Source organism: Sporosarcina sp. QA0331, from assembly GCF_055808055.1.
This window is the reverse complement of sequence record NZ_CM147850.1, coordinates 1,312,218-1,338,524: the sequence shown is the minus strand read 5'-3', so window position 1 is coordinate 1,338,524 and position 26,307 is coordinate 1,312,218. Positions and strand designations below refer to the sequence as shown.

The window sequence follows — 26,307 nt, the reverse complement described above, 5'->3', positions numbered from 1 at the left end:
CCTCCTTTCGAATAGGACAATTATAGTCCTTCCAAAACTATTCGTAAACCCGCAAAGGAAAAACCGCCCTTGCCATTACGGCGTTGGACGGTCTACTAAAATCATTTATTTTGTTCCAATTTCCTCAATTCGACCCGCATGATTTTTCCTGAGGCAGTCTTCGGCAATTCCGAGACAAATTCAATTTTACGCGGGTATTTATATGGAGCTGTCAACGTTTTCACGTGCTCTTGCAATTCTTTCACAAGACTTTCACTTTGCTCCATCTCAGGATCACGCAAAACGATGAACGCTTTTACGACGCTGCCCCGCACTTCATCAGGGCTGCCGACGACGGCACACTCGCGAACCGCCGAATGTTTCGTCAACGCATCTTCGACTTCGAACGGCCCAATCGTATAACCGGAACTGATAATAATATCATCGCCCCGTCCTTCAAACCAAAAATATCCGTCTTCATCGAGTTTCGCCCGATCCCCTGTCACGTAATATTCGCCTCTAAATTGCATTTTCGTCCGTTCAGGGTCATTCAAGTACTCTTTGAAGAGAGCTGGCGTGGATACGTGAACGACAATATCCCCCACCTCTCCAGCACTTACTGGGTTCCCTTCTTCATCGATAATGTCAACTCGGTTTCCTGGCGTCGGTTTCCCCATCGAGCCCGGTCTTGCTTCCATTCCGATCATCGTTCCGACTAGAAGTGTATTTTCCGTTTGCCCATACCCATCTCTAACTGCAAGATTGAATGTTCTCTCAAAAATATCGATCACTTCCCTGTTCAACGGCTCGCCCGCTGACACTGCACTGCGAAGGGAAGATAGGTCATAATCCTGTAAATTTTCAGCTTTGGCCATAAACCGATATTCGGTCGGTGTACAGCATAGCACATTCACTTCATATTTCTTAATTAAATCCAAATACGTTTTCACGTCAAACTTTCCGTTATATACAAGGCCAGTCGCCCCACTTCCTAGAACGGACAGGAAAGGAGACCAAATCCATTTCTGCCATCCCGGCGCTGCGGTCGCCCAAACGACATCTCCTTCCTTTATGCCAAGCCAGTTTGGACCAGCTGTTCGCAGATGCGCGTATGCCCAAGCATGCGTGTGGACGACTCCTTTCGGTTTTCCTGTAGTCCCTGATGTATATGATAGAAACGCCATATCTGAAGACTTAGTATGGGAGGCTTCAAAATTGGAAGAAGCCGAATCCATCAAATGCGTCAATGATTTTTGGCCTTCTCGTGCTTCACCAATTACAAACAATTGAACGCCTTGTAAATTTTTCACCGCTTCAAACTGGTCCATGAATGATTCATAAGCGACAATCGCTTTTGCCTGACTATGTTCCAACCGATATTCAATATCAGAGGAACGGAGCATTTCAGAACTTGGAATGACGACGATTCCCGCCTTCAATGCGCCGATATATGTTACATACGCATCGATGGTCCGAGGAACCATTACGAGGATGACATCCCCCTTGTTCAATCCGCTTTCTACAAATACATTTGCCGCTCTATTCGCTGAGGCCATTAATTCATCATATGTAATTTCCTGTTCCTGACCGTTTGAATTTACGTAAATCAAAGCACTTTTTTCGGTGCCTGTTGCATACTTTTCAAATTCAGAAACGAGATTATAATCCTCCGGTGCTAGTAATTCTTCACGATTCATCTGATCTCCCCCTTTTACGTGTTACTCAATTATACAAACGTCTCGGGGAAAGTTCAAAACATATTCACATTTCTTTCAGTTATTTGAATAATCCATTCCTTCTCCGTCAAGACTGTTGTGTAATGAAACAAAGAAAAACTGCCCCGGAATTCCGGGACAGCTTTCATAAACTCGTTATTGTTGGAAACCCTTCATTTGTTGTTGGGCTTGACGCACTAATCGCTTAGTAATTTCTCCGCCGACGGATCCGTTGGCACGCGATGTGGAGTCTGGTCCAAGGTTTACACCAAATTCTGCTGCGATTTCGTTTTTCATTTGGTCAAGTGCTTGTTGTACCCCTGGAACTAGGAGTTGGTTTGAGTTGCCGCTGTTGTTGTTCGCCATGTCGTTGTCACCTCCTTGTGCATATAGAATGGACCGTTTCCGGAAATTCATGCAGGAGGTGTTTTGGTAATAATTTCTTTATTTTAAAGAAGACCCTCGAATTCATCCTTCTCTTGCTGTTGCCACACTTCGATGATCTCCCTGTTTTGCACCGCTTCCTCAATCAATGGTTGGAAATCAAAAAAGCTTTCAAAATGCTGAACTTTCTCGAGCTTCGGTTTTGTTTTTGGATTGCTTGGGGTAAAGATTGTACAGCAATCCTCATATGGCCTGATTGAAGTTTCGTACGTTCCGATCTGTTGGGAAATCTCAATTATGTCGAGCTTATCCATTGCGATCAAAGGACGCAAGATAGGTGTTGCGGTCACTTCGTTTATTGCAGTTAAGCTTTCAAGCGTCTGACTCGCAACTTGTCCGAGGCTTTCTCCCGTAACAATTGCCAAGGCACCGATCTCTTCTCTAACTTTATCTGCGATTTGCAGCATCATCCTTCTTGTCGTCGTCATCGATAAATTATCAGGCACCTGCTGGACGATTGCTTGCTGCAATTCCGTAAAAGGAATGACATGGAGACGGACCGGCGCTCCGAACGAGCACAGCTTTTCGGTCAAATCCATTACTTTTCGTTTTGCTAATTCGCTCGTATATGGAGGGCTCGCAAAATGGATTGCATCGATTGAGACGCCGCGTTTCATAAGTAAATAACCCGCAACCGGGCTGTCGATACCTCCGGAAAGCATAAGCAATGAATGCCCATTCGAACCAACAGGCATGCCACCTGCCCCTTTATAAACTTTTGACGTCAGAAAAGCTCCTTCTTTTCGAATATCGACGAGCAACATAATATCAGGCTTTTTCATTTGAACTGTAAGCTCCGGGAAATGATGTAGTACATGTCCTCCGATTGCCTGCTGCAATTCTCCAGTAACATATGGGAATGTTTTATCTGCCCGCTTTATTTCTACTTTAAATGTTTTGCCCTCAGTATCTTCGGTGCCGATCACTTCGAGTGCCTTCTTTTTAATTGCATCTAGATCCGCTTCACACATAGCAACCGGACTAAATGACTGGATGCCAAAAATATGCGGCAAGCGTTCAATCGCTTCCTTCATATCCGTTTCATCATCTGCAAGTAAAAACATTCGATCTCGTTCAGCACGCAGCTGAACAGATTTCAAATCAGTCAAAGCATCTTTTATATTATTTTTTAATCTGCGAACGAATTGGTTTCGATTTCGTCCTTTTAAAGATAATTCACCGTATCGAATTAAGATCTCTTTCCATTCCATCAGTTACATTCCCCTCTCAATCAAATCCATGAAGCTTTTTAGCACGTTTATAAATTCATCTATTTGGTCTTTTGTATTAGTGTTGCCGAAACTTATACGAATGACCCCGTTTTTAAACTTATTTTCTAAACCGATTGCCTCTATAACATGTCCTGCATTTTTACTTTTTGATGAGCAGGCGCTTGAAGTTGAAATGATAATGCCTTGCTCTTGGAAGTAGTTCACAGCAACTTCTCCATTGATCGATTTGAATGCAATGGATAAAATATGCGGCGCCCCATAATCCGGTGATAGGACCCGAATATTTTCATCTGGCCGGCAAGCTTCTATCAGCAAATTTCGCCACTCTCGGAAATCAGCTCTCTCCTCTTGAACAGCGCTGATCCTCATCGCCTTAGCCATTGCTACCGCATTTGGAACTGAAACGGTTCCGCTTCTCAATCCATTTTCCTGACCACCGCCAAAGTTGATGGCAACCGGTGTAACGCCTTTTTTCAAAATTAATGCACCAGAGTTCTTTAACCCATTTACTTTATGTGCGGACAAGGTGATGGCATCCAATTGAAGTGAATCCATATTGACCGGCAGCTTTCCAAAGCTTTGGACGCAATCAGCGTGAAAAATTGCACGGCTTTTGTTTTTAATGATTTCAGCGCATTGTCGGATTGGTTGAATCGTTCCAATTTCATTATTGACGTGCATGATACTGACGAGGATGGTTTCTTTTTTCACCGTATTCTCTAATTCCTGAAGCGAGATGCGACCTTGGGCATCTACCGTCAAGTAATCAACTTCGAATCCACTTCTCTCCAACTTTTGGCATGCGTTCAAAATGGAAGGATGCTCAATTTGCGTCGTGATTATATGATTTCCTCTTCCTCGATATGCTTCAGCGAGACCGATTATTGCCAAATTATTTGCTTCTGTACCGCCCGATGTTAGTATGACTTCGCCGCTTTCATTACCAACGAGGCTGAGCATTTGTTCTTTTGAGCGTTTTAATAAGACTTCGGTTTCCCTTCCAAATATATGAAGCGAAGCTGGGTTCGCGTAATATTTCATATTGGCCGCTATGAAAGATTCAAGCACACTTTCATCAGGCTGTGTCGTTGAACTGTTATCAAAATAAATCATATAGATTTTCCTTTCTTCTGCTTTTCGCGCAACAAAGCCACCTGCACTCATTATGCTGGTGGCTTGTCATTGTCATTCAACATTAGACTTGTTCTTTCAACATTTCTTCAATTTGCTTCATTGCGCCCGGTTCAACGGCTTCTACGGCCGTTGCAGCTTCTTCCAGTGCTTTCGCATAACGGAATTGCCTGAAGGATTCTTCTGCATCAAGCAAACGTTCATGCATCTCCAAATTGGAGGCGCGATAACGATTTCCGTATTGGATGATCCGTTCAACAAGCATTACGTTTTCCAGAAGCTCATCAACTTTTTCATTCACTTCTTTTACAGCGGTTTCCGCATTTCCTAAATAACTTTCAGCAACCGATATATTCAACGGGACTTCCTGCAAGCTTTGACTTACAAGGAAGAGCTGCTCCTCCGCTTCTTCAAGCCGGGCATCCATTTCATCAGGGATTCCAGGAATATTTCCTCTGTGAAGCTTCCGATCGGCATTTTGCAAATCCCGTGCGAGGTCATTTAATTTGTTTCGAACATTGTTTTCGTCTATCCGAAGATTTTTCATCCGATTTGCAAGACTTTCTTGTTCCTCGGCAATTTCTTCAAGCTCATCGGCAATCCCTTTTAGTTCAGTTTCCATGAATGAATAAGCGGATTCCTCTTCGGCCATCATGACCTTCAACATATCATGACGTTTTTGGATTGTCTCCAACTTTTTCAAGCTTGATTGCGGTAATTTCGCTTCTTTTTCATCAAGACGATAACTTTGTTGGACATAGACCGCCTCGTCGGATGTCTCCTTCGTCAATCGTATAATGGCTTCCAAAGATTCTTCGATGTCAGCAAAATGATAATCCACATAATGCTTTGCATTCACTTCATTTTCCAATGAATCGTAGAAAGCATCAATGCGATCATTCATTTCCATAACATTTTGCCTTACCGTATCAATGTCAAGTTCGGCCATCCTCGTTAATTGTTCCCCCATTGCGTCCTCGATTTCATGTAATTGCTTCGGCAAATCAAGATGTGCCAAGTTATAAGATTGCTCTTCCATTTCTCGAATGCCATTCCGCAATTCCCTTATGGAGGCTGGAATCTTGTTTTGAAGCTCCGTCAGCAAGGAAGGTATTTCATGAATTAGCGTTGATAACCTTTCCCCTTTTGAAGACAAGGTAATGACGATTTCACGGGCAAGGAGATAGTTCCCATTTGCTGTTAATTCATCATACTCCTCAAATTTAGGGGTGAATGATTCGAGCTCCTTCTCCAATGGAGTGACAGTCATTCCGTACGAGTGCTGGTGGGCTAAAATTGTTTTCCGGGCTAACCGATATTGCTCGCGTAAGTTTTCTATTTCAATCCTGTTCTTTTCCTCACTGCCGATCAATTCGTTCAGCTCATCCAAAATGTCATTTTTCCTTTTATCACATTGGCGGATTTTATCTTGGATTTCTTTTTCGATCGCTGTCGCTTTTTTGAAACGAAACCGATCGATCAAGTCTTCCGCGTCAAATAACATGGAATCGATTTTCGGCATATGTACGTCGACGACTTCTGTCCATTCATTGCGCCACCGTTCGAACTTCTCTTCTGTCTCGCCTGTCATATTCAATTGTTTAACCTTCATCATCTCTTCAAATATCGGCTTGTTTTGAATTTGCATCTTTTCATGTTCTAGTTTATTTATTTCGCTAATATGTTTACGCCTGAATAAAAAGGCGATGGTAATAAGCACAAGTAGAACAATAATTGGAATGATGAAATATTTCACCATTGTGATCCCCCTATTCCGAAGTCACTGAAATGAACTTTTAACCACTATTTACAATAATATTATCTTATATAGTAACATGTTTAAAGCATTTTCGTACGATTTTGGACGAATTATAGGGAAAAAGGATTTTTCGAGGCCGATTCCCGCGAAATTTGTAGAAAATCCACGAGGGACGTATACTGAAGAGTAATATATTTAGGGGGTGCTTTTTTTGTTTACGACAACTACTTATTCGGACGTTCCAAAGGAAAAGTATGAGCAACTGGCAAAACAGCTTGATGCATTGCTTTCTGGCGAGAGCAACCGTTATGCAAATTTGAGCAATGCTTCTGCTTTGCTAAATCAATTTTTCGACCGCATCAATTGGGCTGGCTTTTATATGATGGACAGCGAGGACGAGCTTGTACTCGGTCCATTCCAAGGTTTGCCTGCGTGCATCCGGATTCCTCTCGGTAGAGGCGTTTGCGGGACTGCCGCTCAAAACAAAGAGACCATTGTAGTTCCGGACGTTAACCAATTCCCAGGACATATCGCTTGTGATGCCGCATCCCGTTCCGAAATTGTCGTTCCGTTGATTAAAGACGGCGAAGTGATCGGCGTACTCGATATCGATAGTCCGGAATATGAGCGTTTTAATGAAGACGATCAAAAAGGACTTGAGCAATTTGTGAGTGTACTTGTTAAGCATATATAATTGAATAACAAAATGCCCGACGTATGATAAGTACGCCGGGCATTTTTTATGCATGTGTCGAATGTTTTTGTCCTAATGTGATGAAAGCGGAGTCCAGGTCGGCGATGAGATCGTCCGCATGCTCTAGACCGACAGATAGACGAAGCAATGAATCTGTAATGCCCATTTGCAAGCGATCCGCTGCCGGCACACCTGAATGCGTCATCGTCGCAGGGTGTTGGATGAGTGTCTCCGCATCTCCTAGGCTGACGGCAATTTTGATCAAAGAAAGGCTATCGATGAACGATTGTGCGCTTTCCTTGCCGCCTTTCACCGTGAATGAAATGAGACCGCCGCCAGCTTTCATTTGACGCTTGGCAATATCAAACTGCGGGTTACCAGCATCAAACGGATAATAGATGTCTTCGACGAGTGGCTGGCCTTTTAGATAGCCGAGGATTTTCTCAGCATTTGCTGTATGCCTCTCCATCCGGACGGGCAGTGTCTTTAATCCACGGATGAGCAGCCATGCGTCAAATGGAGACATGATGGCCCCATAATCTTTTTGAACACTCATCTTAAGTTTCTGCATTTCATCAGCATCTTTTCCGACGAGCAATCCAGCGATGACGTCGCCGTGTCCATTAATATATTTCGTTGCGCTATGCAAGACAAAATCCGCTCCATAGTCAATTGGATTTTGCAAATATGGTGATGTGAATGTATTATCGACGACGACAACCAATCCATGCTTCCGTGCTACATTGCACACCATTTGCAAGTCAACCAATTCCATTGTCGGATTGATCGGTGTTTCCACATAGATGCACACGGTTTCAGGTGTGATTGCCTTTTCTATCTCTTCCTCTGTCGTCATACTGATCAAATTATGCGTAATATTATATTTCTCTTGCAAGATTCCAAGAAAGCCAAATGTACACCCATAGATACCCCTAGAGCAGATGATATGATCTCCCGCCTTCGTCAAGTGAACGAGGATGGAGCTGACTGCCGCCATTCCCGAGCCGAAAGCAAGTGCAGCAGCTCCGTTTTCAAGTGCTGCTATTCTTTCTTCAAGAACGCTGACAGTCGGATTGCCGAGTCTCGAGTAAATATTCCCCGCTTCTTCGCCCGCGAAGCGCTTTTCCCCTTGTATTGCATTTTCAAATGAATAAGTCGAAGTCTGATAGAGTGGCACCGCCAAACTGCCATGATGCTTTGAATCATCATAGCCTTCATGGATGACAAGAGTATCTTTATGAAGTGTCTGTTTATTCATTTCCATTCCGCCCTTCGTTTTTGTAAGCACTTACATTCCCTATTTTCATTTTACCTTCTTTACCGAAAAAGAAAAAGAGCAACTTCAGCGACAATTTATCGCCGAAGCTGCTCCGTGCAGAACAAAACGGTTCTTTCCATAATTTTTTGCGTGATATAGCGCTCGATCCGTTGATTGGAAAAGCTCCTTATAAGACTTCCCGTCCTGTGGAGACCAACCTGCCAATCCAATTGATACGGTTACTTGAGGGTCTGTTGCCGCAGGTATTCCTTCTACAAGTTGTCGAGCCAAAACGACGCCTTCCTCAATGGTCGTGGATGGGACGAAAATTGCGATTTCCTCTCCGCCCCATCTGCTTGCAATCCCTCTCTCTCCCACTTTCGTTAAGATAAAGGAAGCAATTTGCTGCAATACCAAATCTCCTGTCGTGTGCCCGTAAGAGTCGTTTACTAATTTGAAATTGTCCACGTCCATTAACAGGAATACGCCTGACTCTTCTTTATCCATCGAAGAAGTTACAATTTCATCTAAATAGGAACGGGTAAATAATTTAGTTAGATGATCTTTATTCACAAGCTCCTGCAACTGATCGCGCAGCATAATATTTGAAATGGCTAATGAAGAATGACCAATGAGCGAACGCATTAATTTAAAGCTATCGAAGGAGAAAAAGTACTCTTCCCGGTGTAAAAGAATTACGAACCCTATCATTTCTCCGCCATTGCTGATCGAAAGGGCAGCAAGCGATTTATATAAATCGCCGTCTTGCGTACAAAACTTTGCATTTGCGTCAAATACAGCTTCTTCCCCTTTACAAAAACGGGCCGATATCGCTTCGATATAGTTTTTCCCTGTATCATTCGTGAAAAAGGGAGTGCTCGACGGAGAAATTAAATAGTCGCATTTCTCGTCATAAAATACAAATGCTATCTCATTCGGGCGGAATGCATGAAGAAATTGATCTTTGAGAAAGGCAATCATTTCGTCAAGCTCCAAATTGCTGTTCAACTTCCTTGATGCTTCATTCACTAAACGCAAATCGTCCACAAGCCGATGGGATTGGTCGTAAAGGCTGGCATTTTCCAGTGCACTTCCGGCAGCATTTGCTATCGATCTAATAAAGCTTTTATGCGTCACTGTGAATTCTGTATCTCCTGGGGCTGTAATCTGTAATACGCCGTAGATTCCTTGCCTTCCGCGAATTGGAGCATTCATTAGAACACTTGATATATCCGATGCATTTTCAATTGTTAAATCGCCTGACAGGAATGCATCGATCGCAGATGCCCTTTCATTCGCATAGTCAAACAAACGGTATTCATTCGTTTTTCCTTTTTGTTCATTCGACAAGAGCAGATTTACATTGTAAGCCGGATATGATTCGGTCACGGCTTCCATAAGCCCTTCCAGGATGACATCACTTTCCATCGTTGAGTTGAAAAGCTCTGCCACTTCGAATAAATGGCGGTAAGTCTTCTCCTTCACTGAGAGTTGGTGCATTTTGACAGCTTGGCTAATGAACGTGCCAAACACTTTCTTTAAATCCTTCAAATGGTCCGTCAAGGCGAATGCATGCCATTTCTCACTTGCCTTAAATAGCAGCGCGCCAAGAGGAGCAAGATGGATATCCCTTATGATGAGTGAGTCGTCAGCAAATTCATACTCCCCGCCAGAAGCATGCGACATGAATGAGACGTTGAAAATTGGATGGTCTTTTGTATATGCTTCCTGACCCGTCGTACCATTTTTCTGCGTGGCGTCACCATTAATCAGCGGCACGAACCGATTATTATCGTACAGAAGTATTTCAGCATCCATGATTTCAAACTGATCCATGAACAGCTCCTTGAATTTCGCAAGCTTATCTTCGAGAGGTTGTTCATCGTTCAGATTTGATAACAAATCAAAAACAGCGCTTTTCACTTCATATAATGTCATTTCATGATCGTTCATTTGCCATCACCCTCATTTTACGTACCTCGTAATTAATACCTATATACACATTCTAATACATACAACCTACTTTTTATAGTTTTTCAATCGTTTCTTTCTCTTAAATTTGACTCGTCATGTAAAGAGCTTGACTCACATGCGAATAATTGTTATGATGTTCCTTGTGTAAAATAGTTGCAGCAGTTGTATGATCCCTGTTGTCCAGTCTATTCCTTTTAGTAAGGTGCATCGCGTAACCTTGAGGCTGCTGAGGCGAGGATGCAAGATTATAGAATGGCACACGGATTGAATACATCTGGTTCTTATTTTACAACAAAATAAAACCAAAACAGAGGAGGAGTCTCTCATGGCTCGTTATACAGGTCCATCTTGGAAACTTTCCCGTCGTCTTGGCATTTCGCTAAGCGGTACTGGAAAAGAAATCGAAAAACGCCCTTACGCACCAGGACAACACGGTCCTACTCAACGTAAAAAACTTTCCGAATACGGAATGCAATTACAAGAAAAACAAAAACTTCGTTTCATGTTCGGCGTGAACGAACGTCAATTTAAAACTGTTTTCAACAAAGCTGGTAAAATGCCTGGTAAACACGGTGAAAACTTCATGATCCTTCTTGAAACTCGCCTTGACAACCTAGTATACCGCATGGGTCTTGCACGCACTCGTCGTGCAGCACGCCAACTCGTCAACCACGGTCACATCCTAGTTGACGGCAAACGCGTTGACATCCCATCTTACAGCGTAAAACCTGGTCAAGAGATCTCTCTTCGTGAAAAATCTCAAAACCTTGATGTTGTAAACGAAGCTCTTGAAGTGAACAACTATGTTCCTGAGTACGTTACATTCAATGCTGACACTAAAGTTGGTACATTCGTACGTCTTCCAGAACGTAGCGAGCTTGCTGCTGAAATTAACGAAGCTCTTATCGTTGAGTTCTACTCTCGTTAATATTAGCATTAAGCATTTTAATGCTAATAAAACCCTTGAAATGTTGTTAAATCAACGTTTCAGGGGTTTTTTCGTTTTTATTTATTTTGCAAAATAATCACAAAAGAGATAGTGGATTTATCTATTATGTCGTTTGTTAACTTCAATTGTAATGAATTCCGGCAAATAGCTGGGAGTACATCCTTTTGCTACTTTTTCATCTTTGTAAAGACCCGTTTTCTCACCAAGTTTAATACAACGTGCACGATTCTTTTCATCATAAACGCCTATCCAGCCTGCGGTGAAATTCATAGCCCATTGAACTTCCGGTTCTTCCTGCGTAATATTTGCTTCTAATGCAGATAGCAAGTATGCGGTGTTATCAGGCGGTGTTTGTCCAGTCCATCTCAATCGCCCTTGATAATACCAGAAAGCTCTCCTTTGAAGAGCAGAAGGACTATTTTCCCATGACTCCATCAATGCAATTTTCTTCTTGTCTTTGGTGAGCTGATTAGCCATTAACCAATCCATTAAGTTATTTCGCTCATCAAAAGTGTGAGTCTGCATATCCTTATCAAGCTTTTTTAGTACATCTTGTGAAAGAAGTTTTTTATCCATAATTAAGATTGCTAACAGTCTGGGCAAAAACTCTTCGGTTGACCAAAGTTCCATAGCTAGTTCGTGATCTTTTTTAATGTCCTTCGCGATTTTTCGTAAGTCGCCCAGCTTAGTTTTACTATTGATCTGTGATAGAATGTTTTCTGCTTTTGAAAAGCGTTTTACTTCTGTACCTATATTTTCATTCATTTTATACAACTCCTTTATTAAAGCATTGTTTCATATATTAATGAATAGCGCCTTCTTGAAGTATTACCTTTATTCATTCGGATAAAGTTTCTGGTATTTTTCTACTGTGTGCTTAATTAAATCTTTTAAAACAGCAATATTGATATCAGCAATTTTATTTACATAAATACATGCCTTGCTTTTCGTGTGTTTGCCAAAGCTTTCTAGCAATTTTTCTCTTTCCTCACTTTCATAATCTAAATAAAGACTAATTTTTGCCTTTCTTGGTGAAAAACCCACTAAAGGGGCATCGCCTTCACGGCCAGATGCATACTTGTAATGATAGCTGCCAAATCCTATAATACTTGGCCCCCACATTCTTGCCTTATAACCAGTTACTTCTTCAAAAATTTCTACTAATTGATATGCGTCTGCCTTCTTCTTCTCACTCTCCACACTCTCAATAAATTCAATTACACTATTATCATTTTCTTTCATCTTTGGTTCATTCATATATGTGCTCTCCCATACGGTTAGAAAATATTTTTCACATTATTATCCTCATTATTATTCGACTGATCACAGTGGATTACATAAAACCCTTGAAAATTGTTCAACATTTCAAGGGTTTAAATCCTCTTACATTTCAATTATATTGTTTTACTCTAATTTACATATCTATCTACTTTTCCATACGCTTCCCAATACTCATTACGCAACTGAACTTTTAATATTTTGCCGGAAGCTGTTTTAGGCAGTTCGTCTACAAAGGTGACTCCCGTTATTGCTTTAAAATGAGCTAGCTTGTCTCTTGAGAATTGAATTAGCTGCTCTTCTGTGGCGTTTTGCCCTGAACGTAAAACAACATACGCATGAGGTGTTTCTCCCCATTTTTCATGAGGTACTGCAATGACTGCTGCTTCCAGGATTGCTGGATGGTCATATAAAACACCTTCGACTTCTATGGAAGAAATATTTTCTCCCCCAGAGATGATGACATCTTTTTTCCTGTCAACGATTCCAACAGTGCCATACTCGTCTACAGTAGCCATGTCGCCGGTATGGAGCCAGCCATCACGAATGGCTTCCATTGTCGCTTCTTCATTTTTCCAATAACCTTTCATGACGCCATTTCCACGGACAATGAGTTCACCAATTTCATTTCCGTTCCAAGCTACTTCTTCTCCTAATTCATTAACCACTTGTACATCTGTACCAATCATTTGGTAGCCTGCTTTTGCTTTTAAATGAGCCTGTTCGTCTGTTAAAAACTCCCCGAAGTGAGAACGTATTCTGGAGATGGTACTTAACGGGCTCGATTCCGTCATGCCATATACTTGAATGAATTCCCAACCAAGATCTTCTTCCACTCTAGTAACAAATGCTGTTGGCGGTGCCGACCCCGCGATAAATACGCGCGTATTATGTTTATGTTCTAGAGGGTGCTCATCGTGATATTGCAATAATGAATTCAATACGGTCGGAGCCATATGCATGACCGTAACACCATGTTTCTTAATCGCACCAAAAATACTTTCTGGAGAAGCTTTTCGTAAACAAACTTGAGTCGCTCCGTTTGCTGTATAGTAGAACGGTGAGCCCCAACCGTTGACATGAAACATCGGCAACACATGCGCTAGAACATCTTCATCGGTTACACGCAAATGATGCATACACGTTAACGCATGGATATAATTATTGCGATGCGTCAACATCACACCTTTTGGATTTCCAGTTGTCCCACTCGTGTAAAGTAAACTGCAGACATCGGTTTCTTCCAATGCTTCACGTTGGAAAATATCTTTAGAATTCATTTGCAAAAAATCATCATAATTTATTTCATCACAATTGCCATCATGATAATGAACAATAATCTTCTCTACAGTTTCTAACTTTTCTTTAATGGGAAGGATTAAATTGTACAAGTCCTGATCTACAAACAAAACCTTGGATTCACTATGATTTAAAATATAGAGATAATCCGTTGGTTTTAGACGGATATTTAACGGGACCATGATAGCCCCAAGCTGAAACACACCATAAAAGCCTTCCAGCATTTCTACAGTGTTTGGTGCAAGGTAAGCCACTCGGTCGCCTTTTTTCACTCCTAATTCCCGAAGACCACTTGACAATTGGTTGACACGTTCATTCATTTCTCGATAAGTAAATACCCTATCATCACAAATAATCGCTTTTTTATCCCCATAGAGCTTAACAGCATGATCTAAAAACTGAGTCAAAATTAAAGGTACTTCCATGATACTCCCCCTTTTCCGCTACTCCAATATGCACCTACCAAACTATATGGTTGGTAGTATATAGAGTAAACCTTATCACAAAATTCTGCTTTTTGTAAACAATTTACGGCAAGGGTGCTATTTTTCCTTTAACAACTGTTTCAACTGTTCAAGAACAACGGCAAACGGCTGCGCATCCCCCACTTTTCTAAATTCCCTAAAAGGATCACCAATTGTTTTCATACGTCCCATTACGCTATTGATTGTAAATAACGCCGGTCTCAACGATGTCCCTACTTCATCCCAATTTAACGGGGTAGCGACTGTTGCAAGTTCGTTTCCTCTAGGCGAATAAGGGGCAACGATTGTTTTACCTTCATGGTGTTGCACATAGTCCAAGTAAAGTTTGTTTCCCCTGTTCTTTTTCAGGCGTTCTGTCGTGAACCATTGCGGCTCTTGGTCGCAGAGGAAATCAGCGATGAATTTGGTGAAGACGCGGGTATCTTCATAGGTGAATTTGTTGAATGGAAGCGGAATATATACTTGCAGCCCCTTTCCACCTGATGTTTTAACGAATGATTTTAGCTGGAACTGTTCGAATATTGCTTTCATCCGTACTGCAGCTTCTACGGATAGTGAAAATTCATCTACTGATGGTGGATCCAAATCGAAAACGATCTCCGTCGGCATATTCGTATGAATCGTTTGGAAAGGAATGTGGTATTCGAGTGCAAGCTGGTTCCCTAGCCATAGCAATGTCGTAATGTCATTACAGACGATATAGTCAATATCCTCATCTCTTGATGTTTTTACAAATTCGGGGGCATAATCTGGAACGCTTTTCTGATAAAACTTCTCACCTGGGACACCATGCGGAAAACGGATTAAGGTTAAATGTCGTTCTTCTAGAAATTTGAGCATATAAGGCGCAGCCATTTGCAAATAAAGCAAGTAGTCATCCTTCTCCAAGCCCACTTTCGGCCAAACCGGTTTGTCAGGATGCGTAATTTGGACTTTTTCAGGAATCGGATTCAGCTGTCGCAGCATATGGCGCCATTGGCATTCTTCAGCATTCATATGAAATTGAAAGGAATGGAAACGTGGTTCGCGTAAATGCTTTCCATCAAAGCTGATACAATTAATGTTTGCACAAATAGAAGGCGTGATTTCAAAAATAGAATCTCCAATGTTTTGACCGTTTGCGAGAAACAATTCGCTTAGCGTCTTCATTTCTTCTTCTGACAATCCGTGCTTGAACGTCACAATTTCAATTAACTGTTTATCCTTATAGACAGCGCCTGTAAAGAACCCATTGACTTGCTCGAACTTCGTTATAATGACTGTAACTAGTCTCCAATTTTTCACCTTTAGCCATTGATTCGTCCGTTTTTCATTGCTCCAAATACTTTTCTTCCGCTTGGCGATTATCCCTTCTCCGTTGTTCAGCGAAATCTGCTTCCACAATTCTTTTTCATCTGTAAACGTTTCTACCAACCGAATTAAACTTTCGTCATGATAATGAACTTTAACGGGCAACTCCAGTTGTTCAAAACATTTCTTCAACTGTGCCTTTCTCTTTTCAAGCGCAGCTTCGGTCAAATTCTTTCCTTTGAGGATCAACAGATCGAATACGATATATTGGCAAGGGAATATTGTTGAGTGCTGTTCAATCACATCTTTCTTTCGCATACGCCCTCTCGTTTGCACGATGGAAAATTCACTTCTGAAATCGTTTTGCAAGCAGACCAATTCACCGTCAAATGTGATGGGCAGAAAAGGCTCTATCAAATTTTCGATGCAGCGACATTCCTCAATTATTTCCGGAAACATATCGTTCAGTAATTTTTCATTTCTGCTGAACAGCTGTATTCCTTTTTTATCCCATTGAAGAATTGCTCTGAATCCGTCATATTTTGCTTCGTATAGCCAATCTTTCCCTACTGGCACTTCATCTGCATCCATCATTAGCATCGGTTTCATCTGATCGCTCCAAGTTTTATGTATTATCCTTATTGTTTGACGGAACTTATTTCGTATACATAGGAATGCGTCAGCTTTCCATACTAAAAATAAAAGCAGGTGATTTCATTGCATACGATTTGGAAAGGCAGCATCAGTTTCGGTCTTGTCAATATTCCAATCAAGCTTCATACGGCTACTGAAAACAATGATATTAAATTGCGCCAACTTCACAAGGAATGCCATTCCCCGATCAGCTATCAAAAAGTATGCCCGATTTGTGATAAAGAAGTGAAAAACGAAGAGATCGTTAAAGCGTATGAGTACACAAAAAACAAGTTTGTCGTTCTCGATGATGAAGATCTCGAAAAGCTGAAGAAGGAAAATGAAGATAAAGCTGTTGAAATCATTGATTTTGTAAAGTTGGAGGAAATTGACCCGATTTATTTCGAAAGGAGCTATTTCATGGCTCCTGATGCAAACGGCGGAAAGGCATACGCTCTATTGCGGAAAGCTTTGAAGGAATCCGGCAAAATCGGTGTTGCCAAAATAATCATTCGTTCGAAGGAGCAGCTGGCGGTAGTACGAGTTTATAAAGACGCTTTGTTGATGGAAACAATTCATTTCCCCGATGAAGTGCGAAATGTGGGAGAGGTACCGAATATTCCAGATGAAGATACCGTCGTGAAAAAAGAGCTTGATACCGCGCTTTTGCTAGTCGATCAACTGACGACCGCATTCGATCCCGATAAATATACGGACGAGTATCGAACGGCTCTTATGGAATTAATCGAAGAGAAGAAAGCGGGCAATACGACCGTTGCCAAGACGGAGAAGCCAGCGATTTCTCCTTCGAATACAAACGATTTGATGGCAGCATTGCAAGCATCGCTCGATAAGACGAAAAAGAAGAAGCCGGCGCCACGGAAAAAGACACCAGCGAAGATGAAAGCGTAAAAAGCTTCCCGGAAGACGTGTTATCACCGATTCGTAATGGTTTATCACAGACTCTCGAGATGTTATCACCGACTCGATGCATTTTATCACCGACTCTTGAGAGTTTATCACCGACTCGGCAATTTGCGACAGACTTTAGATTGTTTACCACCGACTCTGACTTTCCACCTATACAAAAAGGCCATTCCCCGTTTAAAGGATGGCCTTTTTGCATTAGATGAATCTCACCATTTTATAATTTTTCTTCCCTCTACGAACGATTGTGAACGCGTCATCTAGACGATCAGTTGCAGTAACTTCGTATGCGAGGTCCGTTACCTTTTCTCCGTTCAACGAAATCGCACCGTTTGTCACATCTTCACGTGCTTGGCGTTTAGAAGAAGACACGCCAGCTTCGACGATGAAATCGACGATATTCTTATCTGCCTTATCCACTTCGGACGTCGGTACATCTTTGAATGCGTCTTTCATTTCCTCAACAGTCAATGCTTTCAAGTCTCCGCTGAATAACGCTTTCGAAATGCGGATTGCTTGGTCGAGTGCTTCCTCACCGTGGATGAGACGCATCATTTCTTCAGCAAGTGCTTGCTGCGCTTTGCGTAAATGCGGTTCTTCCTGTACGGAAACTTCTAGCGCCTCGATCTCTTCACGGTCCATGAATGTGAATATTTTCAAATACTTGATAACATCAGCGTCAGCTGTGTTGATCCAAAATTGGTAGAATTCATAAGGGGATGTTTTTGCTGCATCCAGCCAAACGGATCCACCAGCTGTTTTACCGAATTTCGTACCGTCCGCTTTTGTAACGAGAGGAATTGTAATGCCGAACGCTTTCGTCTCTTCCTCATGCGTTTTCCGGATAATTTCAAGACCTGTCGTAATATTGCCCCACTGGTCGGATCCGCCAATTTGTACACGGCAGCCGTAATTGTCATACAAATGATTGAAGTCGGCACCTTGGATGAGCATATACGTGAATTCCGTGAAGGAGATGCCCGTTTCCAGACGGGATGCAACATTCTCTTTTGCGAGCATATAGTTGATGCTTAACAGCTTTCCATAGTCTCGAAGGAAGCTGATGGCAGACATTTCCCCGAACCAGTCTTTATTGTTAACTAAGATAGCACCGTTTTCACTTTCGAAATCAAAGATGTGCTTCAATTGTCCGCGGATGCCCGCCACGTTTTTCGTAATTTGCTCATCTGACAGAAGCTGCCGCTCGTCCGCCTTGAAGGAAGGATCCCCAATCATGCCGGTTGCTCCGCCCACCAGAACGATAGGACGGTGGCCGTGTTGCTGAAAACGGCGAAGCGTCAGAAAAGGAACAATATGACCGATATGCAAGCTGTCCGCCGTCGGGTCGACGCCGCAATATAATGAAATCTTTTCCTCATTCAATACCTTTTCAAGACCTTCCTCATCAGTTTGCTGATACAGAAGGCCTCTCCATTTCAAGTCTTCCAGCAATGCGCTTTTCATCAAAATCCCTCCTATAAATTGAAAAAGCCCCTACACGATTCAATCGAATCATGCAGGGACGTTAGACACATAGTCAAATAACGCGGTACCACCCGGCTTGAGAACATATAAATTCTCCGCTTTAAGACGCATTATCGCCGCGTACGCGTCACACTCCAAAGCTGTAATTCGTAAACGATGTACCGGACAGCTTCCACCAACCGCTGCCTCTCTATACGGATCGACCGTTCCTACTCCGGCTTTCTCACCATGTGAAAAATGATTTAAACCTTATTGTAGTCTAAAATATCGTTTTGTCAAACATTTTCTATTGATTTGCACGAAATGTGCTATAATAGGAAAGATTTTAGGGGGGATGAAAACTTGCGCGAAAAACGTAAAAACAGGATAGATCTTATAGAAGAAAAATTTGAATCATTGAAGAAAAAGGGATGGGCAAAGGGAGTCCGTATCACATCAGGAGTAATTTGGAATCTCTTTCTCCTCTTCCTCGTCTTCGGTCTGACATTAGGTGTTTTTGCAGCCTCCGTCGGTGCAGGTTATTTCGCATCATTAGTCGCGAAAGAACCGCTCCGTTCGAAAACTGAAATGCGAGGAGATATCTTCAATTACGAAGAGACTTCGGAAATCTACTTTGCCAACGACATATATTTAGGGAAAGTTAGTGCAGATATCGAACGGAAAGAAACGACATTGAAAGATGTTTCTCCTTTCGTCATTGATGCAGTTCTCGCAACGGAAGACGAGTATTTTGAAACACATGATGGAATTGTCCCGAAAGCGATTTTCCGCGGACTGTTCCAAGACGTGACGAATTCATCCAGCCAGACGGGTGGCTCGACCCTCACCCAACAGCTGATCAAAAATCAGATTCTCACGAATGAAGTTTCTTATGAGCGGAAAGCGAAAGAAATCCTTCTCGCCATGCGGCTTGAACATTTCATGGATAAAGATGAGATTCTAGAAGCCTATTTAAATATCATTCCATATGGAAGAAATGCCATGGGACAAAATATTGCAGGAATCGAAACTGCCGCTGAAGGTATTTTTGGCGTGAAGGCAAAAGAACTCAATCTTCCCCAAGCGGCATATATCGCAGGAATTCCTCAAGCACCGTTTGCATATACCCCTTTCCTGAGCAACTATTACGGCGGCGGCTTGAAGAAGGAAGAAAATATCAAGCCCGGAATCGACAGGATGAAAACGGTCCTTTTCCGTATGAAGGAAACCGGCTATATTACCGAAAAGCAATATGAAGAAGCGATCGCTTACGATATTACAAAAGACTTTCGCGAAAAGACGGAACGCGCAACCGAGAGATATCCATATTTGACCCAAGAAATCCAAGAACGCACGAAGGACATTTTAGCCGGGATTCTCGCTGAGAAAGATGGTATTGATGCGGAACGTCTAGAAGAAGAGAAAAAACTCGCAGAAAAATACCGCATCTTAGCGGAGCGCGACATGCGCACGGGAGGGTACCGGATTTATTCGACAGTAGATAAAGATCTTTACGACGGAATGAATAAAGTCGCAGAGGAATTTGAGAACTACGGATTCACTTACACACGTGAGGAAAAGGATATCAGCACAGGCGAAGTCATTATGAAAGATGACCCTGTACAAGTCGGAGCTATTATGATCGAAAACAAGACAGGCCGAATCCTCTCATTTGTCGGAGGACGCGACCATAATCTTGAGAACACTAATCATGCGACAAGAGCTTTCAGGCAAAACGGATCCTCCATGAAACCGCTTCTCGTCTATGCTCCAGCAATTGAATATGGGGTAATCGGTGCAGGAAGCCCTGTCGTCGACGTAAAATTCGAAGTGCCAGACAACGGAACAATTTGGGCGCCAACGAACTATAATGCTAACGTGGAAAACGGAATTATCCCAGCCAGGCAGGCGTTAGCTGAATCCCTCAACTTACCGACAGCAAGACTTTACAAGGAAATCGTGGATCGACGGCCAGCAGAGTTTCTTGAGAAGATGAACTTCACCAAACTCACGAAGGGGGATTACGTCCATCTATCCGTTTCATATGGTGGAATGGATGTAGGAGTCAGCGTTGAAGAAAATACAAACGCATTCGCCACTTTCGCGAATGGCGGCAAGTTCATACAGTCTTACATCATTGAACGAATCGAAGACATGTCTGGAAATGTCGTGTATGAACACAAGATTGAACCTGTTGATGTGTTCAGCCCTGAAACTTCGTATATCGTAACAGATATGCTCAGAGATGTTATAAAACCTGGCGGAACAGGACAGCAATTGCCTGGATTCATGAATTTCAAAACCGATTTGGCAGCAAAAACCGGGACGACGAACGGATACGGCGACGCTTGGCTAGTCGGGTACAATCCGAACGTCTCGATGGGCCTCTGGTTTGGCTATAAGGATCAAAAGCGTAAATTGTACACCCGAAAATCCGGCGCGATGCATCCGACAACCCGGACGACAATGCTCTTCGGAAGATTGATGAATAAAGTGAATGAAATAAAACCCGATATCGTCGGAGCAGGCAGCACCTTCAAACAACCAGAAGGAGTCGTTTCGAAAGCGTTTTGTGGAATTTCAGGATTGGCCCCATCAGCTGCATGTACATCCGCTGGATTGGTTAGGTCTGATCTGTTCAATTCAAAAGTAATGTTGCCTACAGAACCGGATGACAGCATTATCAATGCTTCCTATGTCTCCGTGAAAGGCAGCCGTTACATGGCGCTCCCTTCAACACCTGCTGAATTTATCGTTTCAGGAGGAACAGGGGTTAACCAGGCGTTCATTGACCGGATGCTCGGACCTTGGGGCGGTGATGCTTCGAAGCTGTTCCCATCCATGTCTGTGTTTGCTTCAAGCGTCGTATCGGGAGCGACTTTCCCAGCCGACGATGCAGCACCGGGAGGAGTTAGCGCCTCTCTTAGCGGTTCGACATTGGTTTGGTCTGATTCCCCTTCCAATGATGTAATCGGCTATTACGTGTATCGGAACAATGATCGGATTGCAACAGTTATTGACGGATCAGCAAATTCGTTAGATGTCGGCCCAGGCGATTACTATGTAAGAGCCGTTGATATTACCGGACTATTATCCGGAGGATCCAATATCGTAATTGTCGATAACCCGGAACCGCCACAAACAGAAACGCCAGATGATGAGAATTCACCGCCGACACCTCCAGGAAATGAAGGCGATGGCGATGAAAACGGTGACGGCACTAATGGAAACGAGAATAACGGCGGAAATAACGGGAACAATGGTAGTAACGGTAATGGCAACAACGGAGGAGGTAATAAACCTCCTTCAGACGGCGATAATGAAGACGATGATTAAGTAGAAAGGGACTCCCACAACCGGGAGTCCCTTTTGTTATATTCATTTAATCTTCCATCGTCGATAAGTCGCCTGTCGGCAAGTTCAGTTCCCATGCTTTTAGTACACGGCGCATGATTTTTCCGCTTCTCGTCTTCGGAAGCTTATCCTTGAATTCAATTTCCCTTGGGGCTGCATGTGCCGCAAGTTCCTTTTTAACGAATTGTTTAATTTCCTCTTCGAGCTCATCCGTCGGTTCATATCCTTCATGAAGTGCGTCAAACGCCTTAATGATTTCACCACGGACCGGGTCGGGCTTTCCGATAACCCCCGCCTCGACAATCGCCGGATGCTCTAATAGCTTGCTTTCCACTTCAAACGGTCCTACACGTTCGCCGCTTGTCATGATGACGTCATCAACCCGTCCTTGGAAGAAGAAATAGCCGTCCTCGTCCATATAGGCGGAATCTCCGGAAACATACCATTCATCATTTAAGAAATACGAATCATATTTCTCTGGGTTATTCCAAATTTGCCTCATCATAGCTGGCCAGCCTTTTTTAATCGCTAAGTTGCCCATCCGGTTCGGCGGCAATACTTGCCCTCGGTCATCGACAATCGCGGCTTCGATCCCCGGCACTGCTTTGCCCATGGAGCCCATTTTAATCGGCAAAGATCCGAAGTTACAGATCGTTTGCGCACCAGTTTCTGTCATCCACCAAGTATCGTGGATGCGAAGCTTAAACACTTCCATTCCCCAACGGATAACTTCAGGGTTCAACGGTTCACCGACTGATAGAATATGGCGCAATGAAGATAAATCGTATTTTTCTAAAGGTCCCGCACCAGCTCCCATCAACATCCTGAATGCTGTCGGCGCACTGTACCAAACCGTTACTCCATACTCTTGGATAGCTCCGTACCAACTATCTGTAGAAAATCTTCCACCGACTATTAGTGATGTCGCACCAGCAAGCATCGGTCCGAAAATACCATATGCAGTCCCTGTAACCCAACCCGGATCCGCCGTACACCAAAAAACATCTTCATCTTTTAAGTCCATTACCCAACGTGCCGTCTGTAATTGCTGCACCATCGCCTCCTGCACATGCAGAACGCCTTTCGGTTTTCCTGTAGATCCGGATGTATAGTGAAGCAATGTTGGAGATTCTCGATCCATCCATTCCACTTTGAAGTATGGTGACGAATTTTTGAAATGCTTAAGGAAATCTATATACTTATCATCTTCTTTAATATTTTCGCCGACTAGAAAGATTGTTTTCAAGTGAGGCAATTTGTCTACTGGTATCCTGTCCAATAATTCCGGTGTCGTCACAATCGCTTTTGCTTCACTGTCTGATAGTCTATCATAGACTGCACCTTCCATGAATGCTTCGAATAGCGGCCCGACGATTGTCCCCATCTTCAATGCGCCGAGTATCGCGAAATACAATTCAGGAGAACGTGGCATGAAAACGAATAAGCGGTCCCCTTTTTCCAATGTCGAATGGTTCGTCAATACATTTGCAGCTTTATTGGACATTCTTTTCATTTCATTGTAAGTATACGCTTCCTTGCGTACCGCATCTTTGTAGAAGAGTGCAACTTTGTTTTTCCGATAGGAATTCGCATGACGATCTACAGCTTCGTGCGCAATGTTGATAAGCCCGGTCTCATGCCAGCTGAACTCCTTCTCTACGTCAGACCATTTGAAATCCTTCGCTGTTTGGTCATAATCCTGTAATTGATAATCCCCCTGCATTACAGGTAAAATGTTAATCTCCATTCCTATCACCCTTTCGTGAAACATTTACCTCTCTTATTCTACATTATCATTTCTTTATTTGCTAATAAATTGATATTTTTAGTATTGTCGTTTAATTGTTGCTTATAAGTTCTCTACCTCATATATAATTGTTGTATACTATGTATAAGGTCTATTTATTTGTAGGACGGTGATAAGTTTGGAGCATAAGAAAACGTATAATGCGATGGAAGTTAAACATAAGAATGGCGACCTCGTAATTGAAGGCCCAATTCCTGGAAAAGAATTGGCAAACCTTGAGTTCCATAACGATTTAATTGCTTTCAGACCGCCTGAACAGCAGCATAAAGCACTGATTGAAATCGCCGATCTCCCGGAAGGACGGATACTTATCGTACGCGACATGAATGAAATTGTCGGTTATGTTACGTACTTGTATCCAGACCCTCTAGAAAGATGGTCGAAAGGCAAGATGGAGAATTTCATTGAGCTAGGAGCAATCGAAGTAATTCCTAAATATCGAGGCGGCGGAGTCGGAAAGGCATTGCTTGAAGTGTCCATGATGGACGATGCAATGGAAGATTATATTATAATTACAACAGAGTACTATTGGCATTGGGATTTAAAAGGAACGAAATTGAATGTATGGGAATACCGAAAAGTTATGGAAAAGATGATGAACGTTGGCGGGTTGGAATATTACGCAACCGATGATCCGGAAATTAGCTCACATCCGGCTAATTGCCTTATGGCAAGAATCGGAAAACGAGTGGATCAGGAATCGATTCAACAATTCGACAGTCTTCGTTTCATGAACCGATTCATGTATTGATGGGAGGATATTCTAGTGCTAATTGAAGAGATTATGAAAAGGGACGTCATCTCCCTTTCACCGGACCATACTGTAAACGACGCTTTGTTGATCATGCAAGAGAAAAAGATCAGGCATTTACCAATTATAACCGAAGATAAAGGGCTTGTCGGCGTCGTAACAGACCGTGATTTGAAAGATGTCGTTCCTTCCCTTTATTCTGATTCATGCCATGTAACCGTTTACAAAACGCCACTTTCTAAAATTATGACGAAAAACCCAATTAGCGGACATCCGATGGATTTTGTAGAAGAAGCGGCTGTCATTTTTTACGATAACCGCATCGGCTGTCTTCCCATCGTCACAGGCGGCAAACTTGTCGGCATCATTACAGAGACGGACCTACTATATAAGTATATCGAATTGACCGGGGTTCATCAGCCCGGTTCCCAGATCGAAGTCCGTGTTCCCAATATACCCGGCATCCTTTTTGAAGTGTCCAAAGTGTTCCATGAGCATAAATTGAATGTGCTAAGTGTTCTTGTTTATCCTGATAAGGAAAATGAAAATAATAAAATTCTTGTCATTCGTGTGAAGACGATGAATCCGCTCAATGTCATAGATGGCTTGCGAAACAATGGATTTGAAGTCCTTTGGCCGAATGTACCTGGCATTGACCTATGATGAAAGATGCTGTATTTATTTATTCCAAGGAACAACTTGGCTATTCGTTTTCGGATACCCACCCATTCAATCAAAAGAGGATTGTTTTGACGCTGGATCTATTGAAGAAAAGCGGTGCCATATCCGATGAAGACATTGTTATACCGCGATCTGCGACTGATGAGGAATTATTATTAGTGCATGACCCGAAGTTCATCGACATCGTCAAAAGGGCGGGCAAGGGACTTATTAGTGAAGACGTCGGCTCCGTTTATGGCATTGGAACAGAAGACACCCCCATTTTCCCGCATATGCACGAAGCGAGTGCTATGCTTGTTGGAGGGACATTGACAGCTGTCGATGAAGTAATGGAAGGAAGGGCGAAATACGCTTTGAATTTGGGAGGAGGGCTCCATCATGGATTCCAAGGAAAAGCTTCAGGCTTCTGCGTCTACAACGACAGCTCTGTCGCCATAAAATATATCCAAAAGAAATACGGTGCCCGTGTGCTTTATATCGATACCGACGCACATCACGGCGACGGTGTCCAATGGACTTTTTACGACGATCCAAACGTCTGCACACTCTCCATTCATGAAACAGGGAGATACCTTTTCCCTGGAACAGGAGCTATAAACGAACGAGGAAACGGAGAAGGTTATGGGACTTCTTTCAATTTCCCGATAGATGCTTTTACAGAGGACGAGTCATTTCTTGAAATTTACAAAACCGCCATTGAAGAAGTCGCCGCTTATTTCAAGCCGGATGTAATATTGACACAAAACGGAGCCGATGCACACTTTTTCGATCCCCTTACCCATTTGTACGGAACGATGAAGATTTATGAACAAATACCACGGATGGCACGTGAAATTGCCGAGCGTTATTGTGAGGGACGCTGGATTGCTGTTGGCGGCGGAGGTTATGATATTTGGCGTGTCGTTCCAAGGGCATGGTCGCATATTTGGCTCGCCATGAAGCAGTATCCTGCGCCTGCAGGAAGACTGCCCGAACAATGGCTGACTGCTTGGCAAGCTGATTCCCCTGTACCTTTCATTGAAACGTGGGAAGATCCAAATCCGCTGTACGAGCCTATTCCAAGAAAAGCGGAAATTATGGAGAAGAATGCTCAAATGCTTGAACGCGCGTTACATATCGTGCGAAGTCAGCAATAAATCTCAAATGAAAAAAGCTGTTCCGGATAATTGAACTGAGCCCCATATAATGGACAGTTTAAAAAAA

The 26,307-nt window shown here is 42.8% G+C and carries 20 protein-coding genes; 7 read left to right on the top strand and 13 right to left on the bottom strand.

Annotated elements, in window-relative coordinates; genetic code table 11:
* Positions 1-101: 101 nt before the first annotated feature.
* From mbcS to ezrA, 5 genes are all read right to left on the bottom strand, one after another.
* Complete coding sequence (mbcS, locus tag AC0L13_RS06415) at positions 102-1,676, bottom strand: acyl-CoA synthetase MbcS (protein WP_473645125.1); 1,575 nt, start codon at positions 1,674-1,676, stop codon at positions 102-104.
* A 174-nt stretch (positions 1,677-1,850) separates the two neighbouring features.
* Positions 1,851-2,060 carry an alpha/beta-type small acid-soluble spore protein gene (locus AC0L13_RS06410; protein ID WP_252502615.1) on the bottom strand — a complete coding sequence of 70 codons (210 nt, stop codon included), beginning with the start codon at positions 2,058-2,060 and terminating at the stop codon, positions 1,851-1,853.
* An 83-nt stretch (positions 2,061-2,143) separates the two neighbouring features.
* Positions 2,144-3,349, bottom strand: a complete 1,206-nt coding sequence (thiI, locus tag AC0L13_RS06405; protein ID WP_473645120.1) for a tRNA uracil 4-sulfurtransferase ThiI — start codon at positions 3,347-3,349, stop codon at positions 2,144-2,146.
* A 3-nt stretch (positions 3,350-3,352) separates the two neighbouring features.
* Positions 3,353-4,483: a cysteine desulfurase family protein gene (locus tag AC0L13_RS06400; protein WP_473645118.1), complete on the bottom strand. Its 1,131-nt coding sequence runs from the start codon at positions 4,481-4,483 to the stop codon at positions 3,353-3,355.
* Positions 4,484-4,565: 82 nt separating this feature from the next.
* Positions 4,566-6,260: a septation ring formation regulator EzrA gene (gene ezrA / locus AC0L13_RS06395; RefSeq protein WP_473645116.1), complete on the bottom strand. Its 1,695-nt coding sequence runs from the start codon at positions 6,258-6,260 to the stop codon at positions 4,566-4,568.
* A 211-nt stretch (positions 6,261-6,471) separates the two neighbouring features.
* On the opposite strand from ezrA, the gene AC0L13_RS06390 reads away from it, so the two are divergent.
* Positions 6,472-6,954, top strand: a complete 483-nt coding sequence (locus AC0L13_RS06390) for a GAF domain-containing protein (RefSeq protein ID WP_473645114.1) — start codon at positions 6,472-6,474, stop codon at positions 6,952-6,954.
* A 46-nt stretch (positions 6,955-7,000) separates the two neighbouring features.
* Here AC0L13_RS06390 and megL read toward each other — a convergent pair whose 3' ends face one another.
* Both megL and AC0L13_RS06380 read right to left on the bottom strand, forming a co-directional pair.
* A complete protein-coding gene (gene megL, locus AC0L13_RS06385; protein WP_473645112.1) occupies positions 7,001-8,212 on the bottom strand; it encodes a methionine gamma-lyase in 1,212 nt (403 codons plus the stop codon).
* Between the two features lie 84 nt (positions 8,213-8,296).
* The gene (locus tag AC0L13_RS06380) at positions 8,297-10,165 is read right to left on the bottom strand and encodes a sensor domain-containing diguanylate cyclase (protein ID WP_473645109.1); all 1,869 of its coding nucleotides are present in this window, start codon (positions 10,163-10,165) and stop codon (positions 8,297-8,299) included.
* Between the two features lie 346 nt (positions 10,166-10,511).
* Here AC0L13_RS06380 and rpsD point away from each other — a divergent pair, with 346 nt between their 5' ends.
* Positions 10,512-11,114 (top strand): 30S ribosomal protein S4, encoded by a 603-nt coding sequence (gene rpsD / locus AC0L13_RS06375; protein WP_473645107.1) that lies wholly within the window; start codon positions 10,512-10,514, stop codon positions 11,112-11,114.
* A 117-nt stretch (positions 11,115-11,231) separates the two neighbouring features.
* On the opposite strand, the gene AC0L13_RS06370 is transcribed toward rpsD, so the two are convergent.
* From AC0L13_RS06370 to AC0L13_RS06355, 4 genes are all read right to left on the bottom strand, one after another.
* Positions 11,232-11,900 carry a DNA alkylation repair protein gene (locus AC0L13_RS06370; protein ID WP_473645105.1) on the bottom strand — a complete coding sequence of 223 codons (669 nt, stop codon included), beginning with the start codon at positions 11,898-11,900 and terminating at the stop codon, positions 11,232-11,234.
* 69 nt (positions 11,901-11,969) lie between these two features.
* Positions 11,970-12,392, bottom strand: coding sequence for a DUF1801 domain-containing protein (locus tag AC0L13_RS06365; protein ID WP_473645103.1), 423 nt, complete (start codon positions 12,390-12,392; stop codon positions 11,970-11,972).
* Between the two features lie 152 nt (positions 12,393-12,544).
* Positions 12,545-14,137 (bottom strand): long-chain-fatty-acid--CoA ligase, encoded by a 1,593-nt coding sequence (locus AC0L13_RS06360; protein ID WP_473645101.1) that lies wholly within the window; start codon positions 14,135-14,137, stop codon positions 12,545-12,547.
* A gap of 117 nt (positions 14,138-14,254) precedes the next feature.
* Positions 14,255-16,096 (bottom strand): DNA ligase D, encoded by a 1,842-nt coding sequence (locus AC0L13_RS06355; protein ID WP_473645098.1) that lies wholly within the window; start codon positions 16,094-16,096, stop codon positions 14,255-14,257.
* 108 nt (positions 16,097-16,204) lie between these two features.
* Here AC0L13_RS06355 and ku point away from each other — a divergent pair, with 108 nt between their 5' ends.
* On the top strand, positions 16,205-17,032 hold the full coding sequence (gene ku / locus AC0L13_RS06350) for a non-homologous end joining protein Ku (protein WP_473645097.1): 828 nt from the start codon (positions 16,205-16,207) through the stop codon (positions 17,030-17,032).
* Between the two features lie 213 nt (positions 17,033-17,245).
* Here ku and tyrS read toward each other — a convergent pair whose 3' ends face one another.
* Complete coding sequence (gene tyrS, locus AC0L13_RS06345) at positions 17,246-18,511, bottom strand: tyrosine--tRNA ligase (RefSeq protein ID WP_473645095.1); 1,266 nt, start codon at positions 18,509-18,511, stop codon at positions 17,246-17,248.
* A gap of 363 nt (positions 18,512-18,874) precedes the next feature.
* On the opposite strand from tyrS, the gene AC0L13_RS06340 reads away from it, so the two are divergent.
* Positions 18,875-21,847, top strand: a complete 2,973-nt coding sequence (locus tag AC0L13_RS06340; protein WP_473645093.1) for a transglycosylase domain-containing protein — start codon at positions 18,875-18,877, stop codon at positions 21,845-21,847.
* A gap of 46 nt (positions 21,848-21,893) precedes the next feature.
* On the opposite strand, the gene acsA is transcribed toward AC0L13_RS06340, so the two are convergent.
* Entirely contained in the window at positions 21,894-23,612 is a 1,719-nt protein-coding gene (gene acsA, locus AC0L13_RS06335; RefSeq protein WP_473645091.1) for an acetate--CoA ligase, read from the bottom strand.
* Between the two features lie 178 nt (positions 23,613-23,790).
* On the opposite strand from acsA, the gene AC0L13_RS06330 reads away from it, so the two are divergent.
* From AC0L13_RS06330 to AC0L13_RS06320, 3 genes are read left to right on the top strand one after another with little or no spacing between them, the layout of a single operon-like run.
* The gene (locus AC0L13_RS06330) at positions 23,791-24,423 is read left to right on the top strand and encodes a GNAT family N-acetyltransferase (RefSeq protein ID WP_473645090.1); all 633 of its coding nucleotides are present in this window, start codon (positions 23,791-23,793) and stop codon (positions 24,421-24,423) included.
* A 15-nt stretch (positions 24,424-24,438) separates the two neighbouring features.
* Positions 24,439-25,086 (top strand): acetoin utilization AcuB family protein, encoded by a 648-nt coding sequence (locus tag AC0L13_RS06325; RefSeq protein WP_473645088.1) that lies wholly within the window; start codon positions 24,439-24,441, stop codon positions 25,084-25,086.
* On the top strand, positions 25,086-26,240 hold the full coding sequence (locus AC0L13_RS06320; RefSeq protein ID WP_473645086.1) for an acetoin utilization protein AcuC: 1,155 nt from the start codon (positions 25,086-25,088) through the stop codon (positions 26,238-26,240). Before AC0L13_RS06325 ends, AC0L13_RS06320 begins: the two co-directional genes overlap by 1 nt.
* Positions 26,241-26,307 lie beyond the last annotated feature (67 nt).

Bases quoted from the DNA above. Each gene is read 5' to 3' on its own strand.
- mbcS (WP_473645125.1), bottom strand. From the start codon at position 1,676: ATGAATCGTGAAGAATTACTAGCACCGGAGGATTATAATCTCGTTTCT.
- AC0L13_RS06410 (WP_252502615.1), bottom strand. From the start codon at position 2,060: ATGGCGAACAACAACAGCGGCAACTCAAACCAACTCCTAGTTCCAGGG.
- thiI (WP_473645120.1), bottom strand. From the start codon at position 3,349: ATGGAATGGAAAGAGATCTTAATTCGATACGGTGAATTATCTTTAAAA.
- AC0L13_RS06400 (WP_473645118.1), bottom strand. From the start codon at position 4,483: ATGATTTATTTTGATAACAGTTCAACGACACAGCCTGATGAAAGTGTG.
- ezrA (WP_473645116.1), bottom strand. From the start codon at position 6,260: ATGGTGAAATATTTCATCATTCCAATTATTGTTCTACTTGTGCTTATT.
- megL (WP_473645112.1), bottom strand. From the start codon at position 8,212: ATGAATAAACAGACACTTCATAAAGATACTCTTGTCATCCATGAAGGC.
- AC0L13_RS06380 (WP_473645109.1), bottom strand. From the start codon at position 10,165: ATGAACGATCATGAAATGACATTATATGAAGTGAAAAGCGCTGTTTTT.
- rpsD (WP_473645107.1), top strand. From the start codon at position 10,512: ATGGCTCGTTATACAGGTCCATCTTGGAAACTTTCCCGTCGTCTTGGC.
- AC0L13_RS06370 (WP_473645105.1), bottom strand. From the start codon at position 11,900: ATGAATGAAAATATAGGTACAGAAGTAAAACGCTTTTCAAAAGCAGAA.
- AC0L13_RS06365 (WP_473645103.1), bottom strand. From the start codon at position 12,392: ATGAATGAACCAAAGATGAAAGAAAATGATAATAGTGTAATTGAATTT.
- AC0L13_RS06360 (WP_473645101.1), bottom strand. From the start codon at position 14,137: ATGGAAGTACCTTTAATTTTGACTCAGTTTTTAGATCATGCTGTTAAG.
- AC0L13_RS06355 (WP_473645098.1), bottom strand. From the start codon at position 16,096: ATGAAACCGATGCTAATGATGGATGCAGATGAAGTGCCAGTAGGGAAA.
- tyrS (WP_473645095.1), bottom strand. From the start codon at position 18,511: ATGAAAAGCGCATTGCTGGAAGACTTGAAATGGAGAGGCCTTCTGTAT.
- acsA (WP_473645091.1), bottom strand. From the start codon at position 23,612: ATGGAGATTAACATTTTACCTGTAATGCAGGGGGATTATCAATTACAG.
- AC0L13_RS06320 (WP_473645086.1), top strand. From the start codon at position 25,086: ATGAAAGATGCTGTATTTATTTATTCCAAGGAACAACTTGGCTATTCG.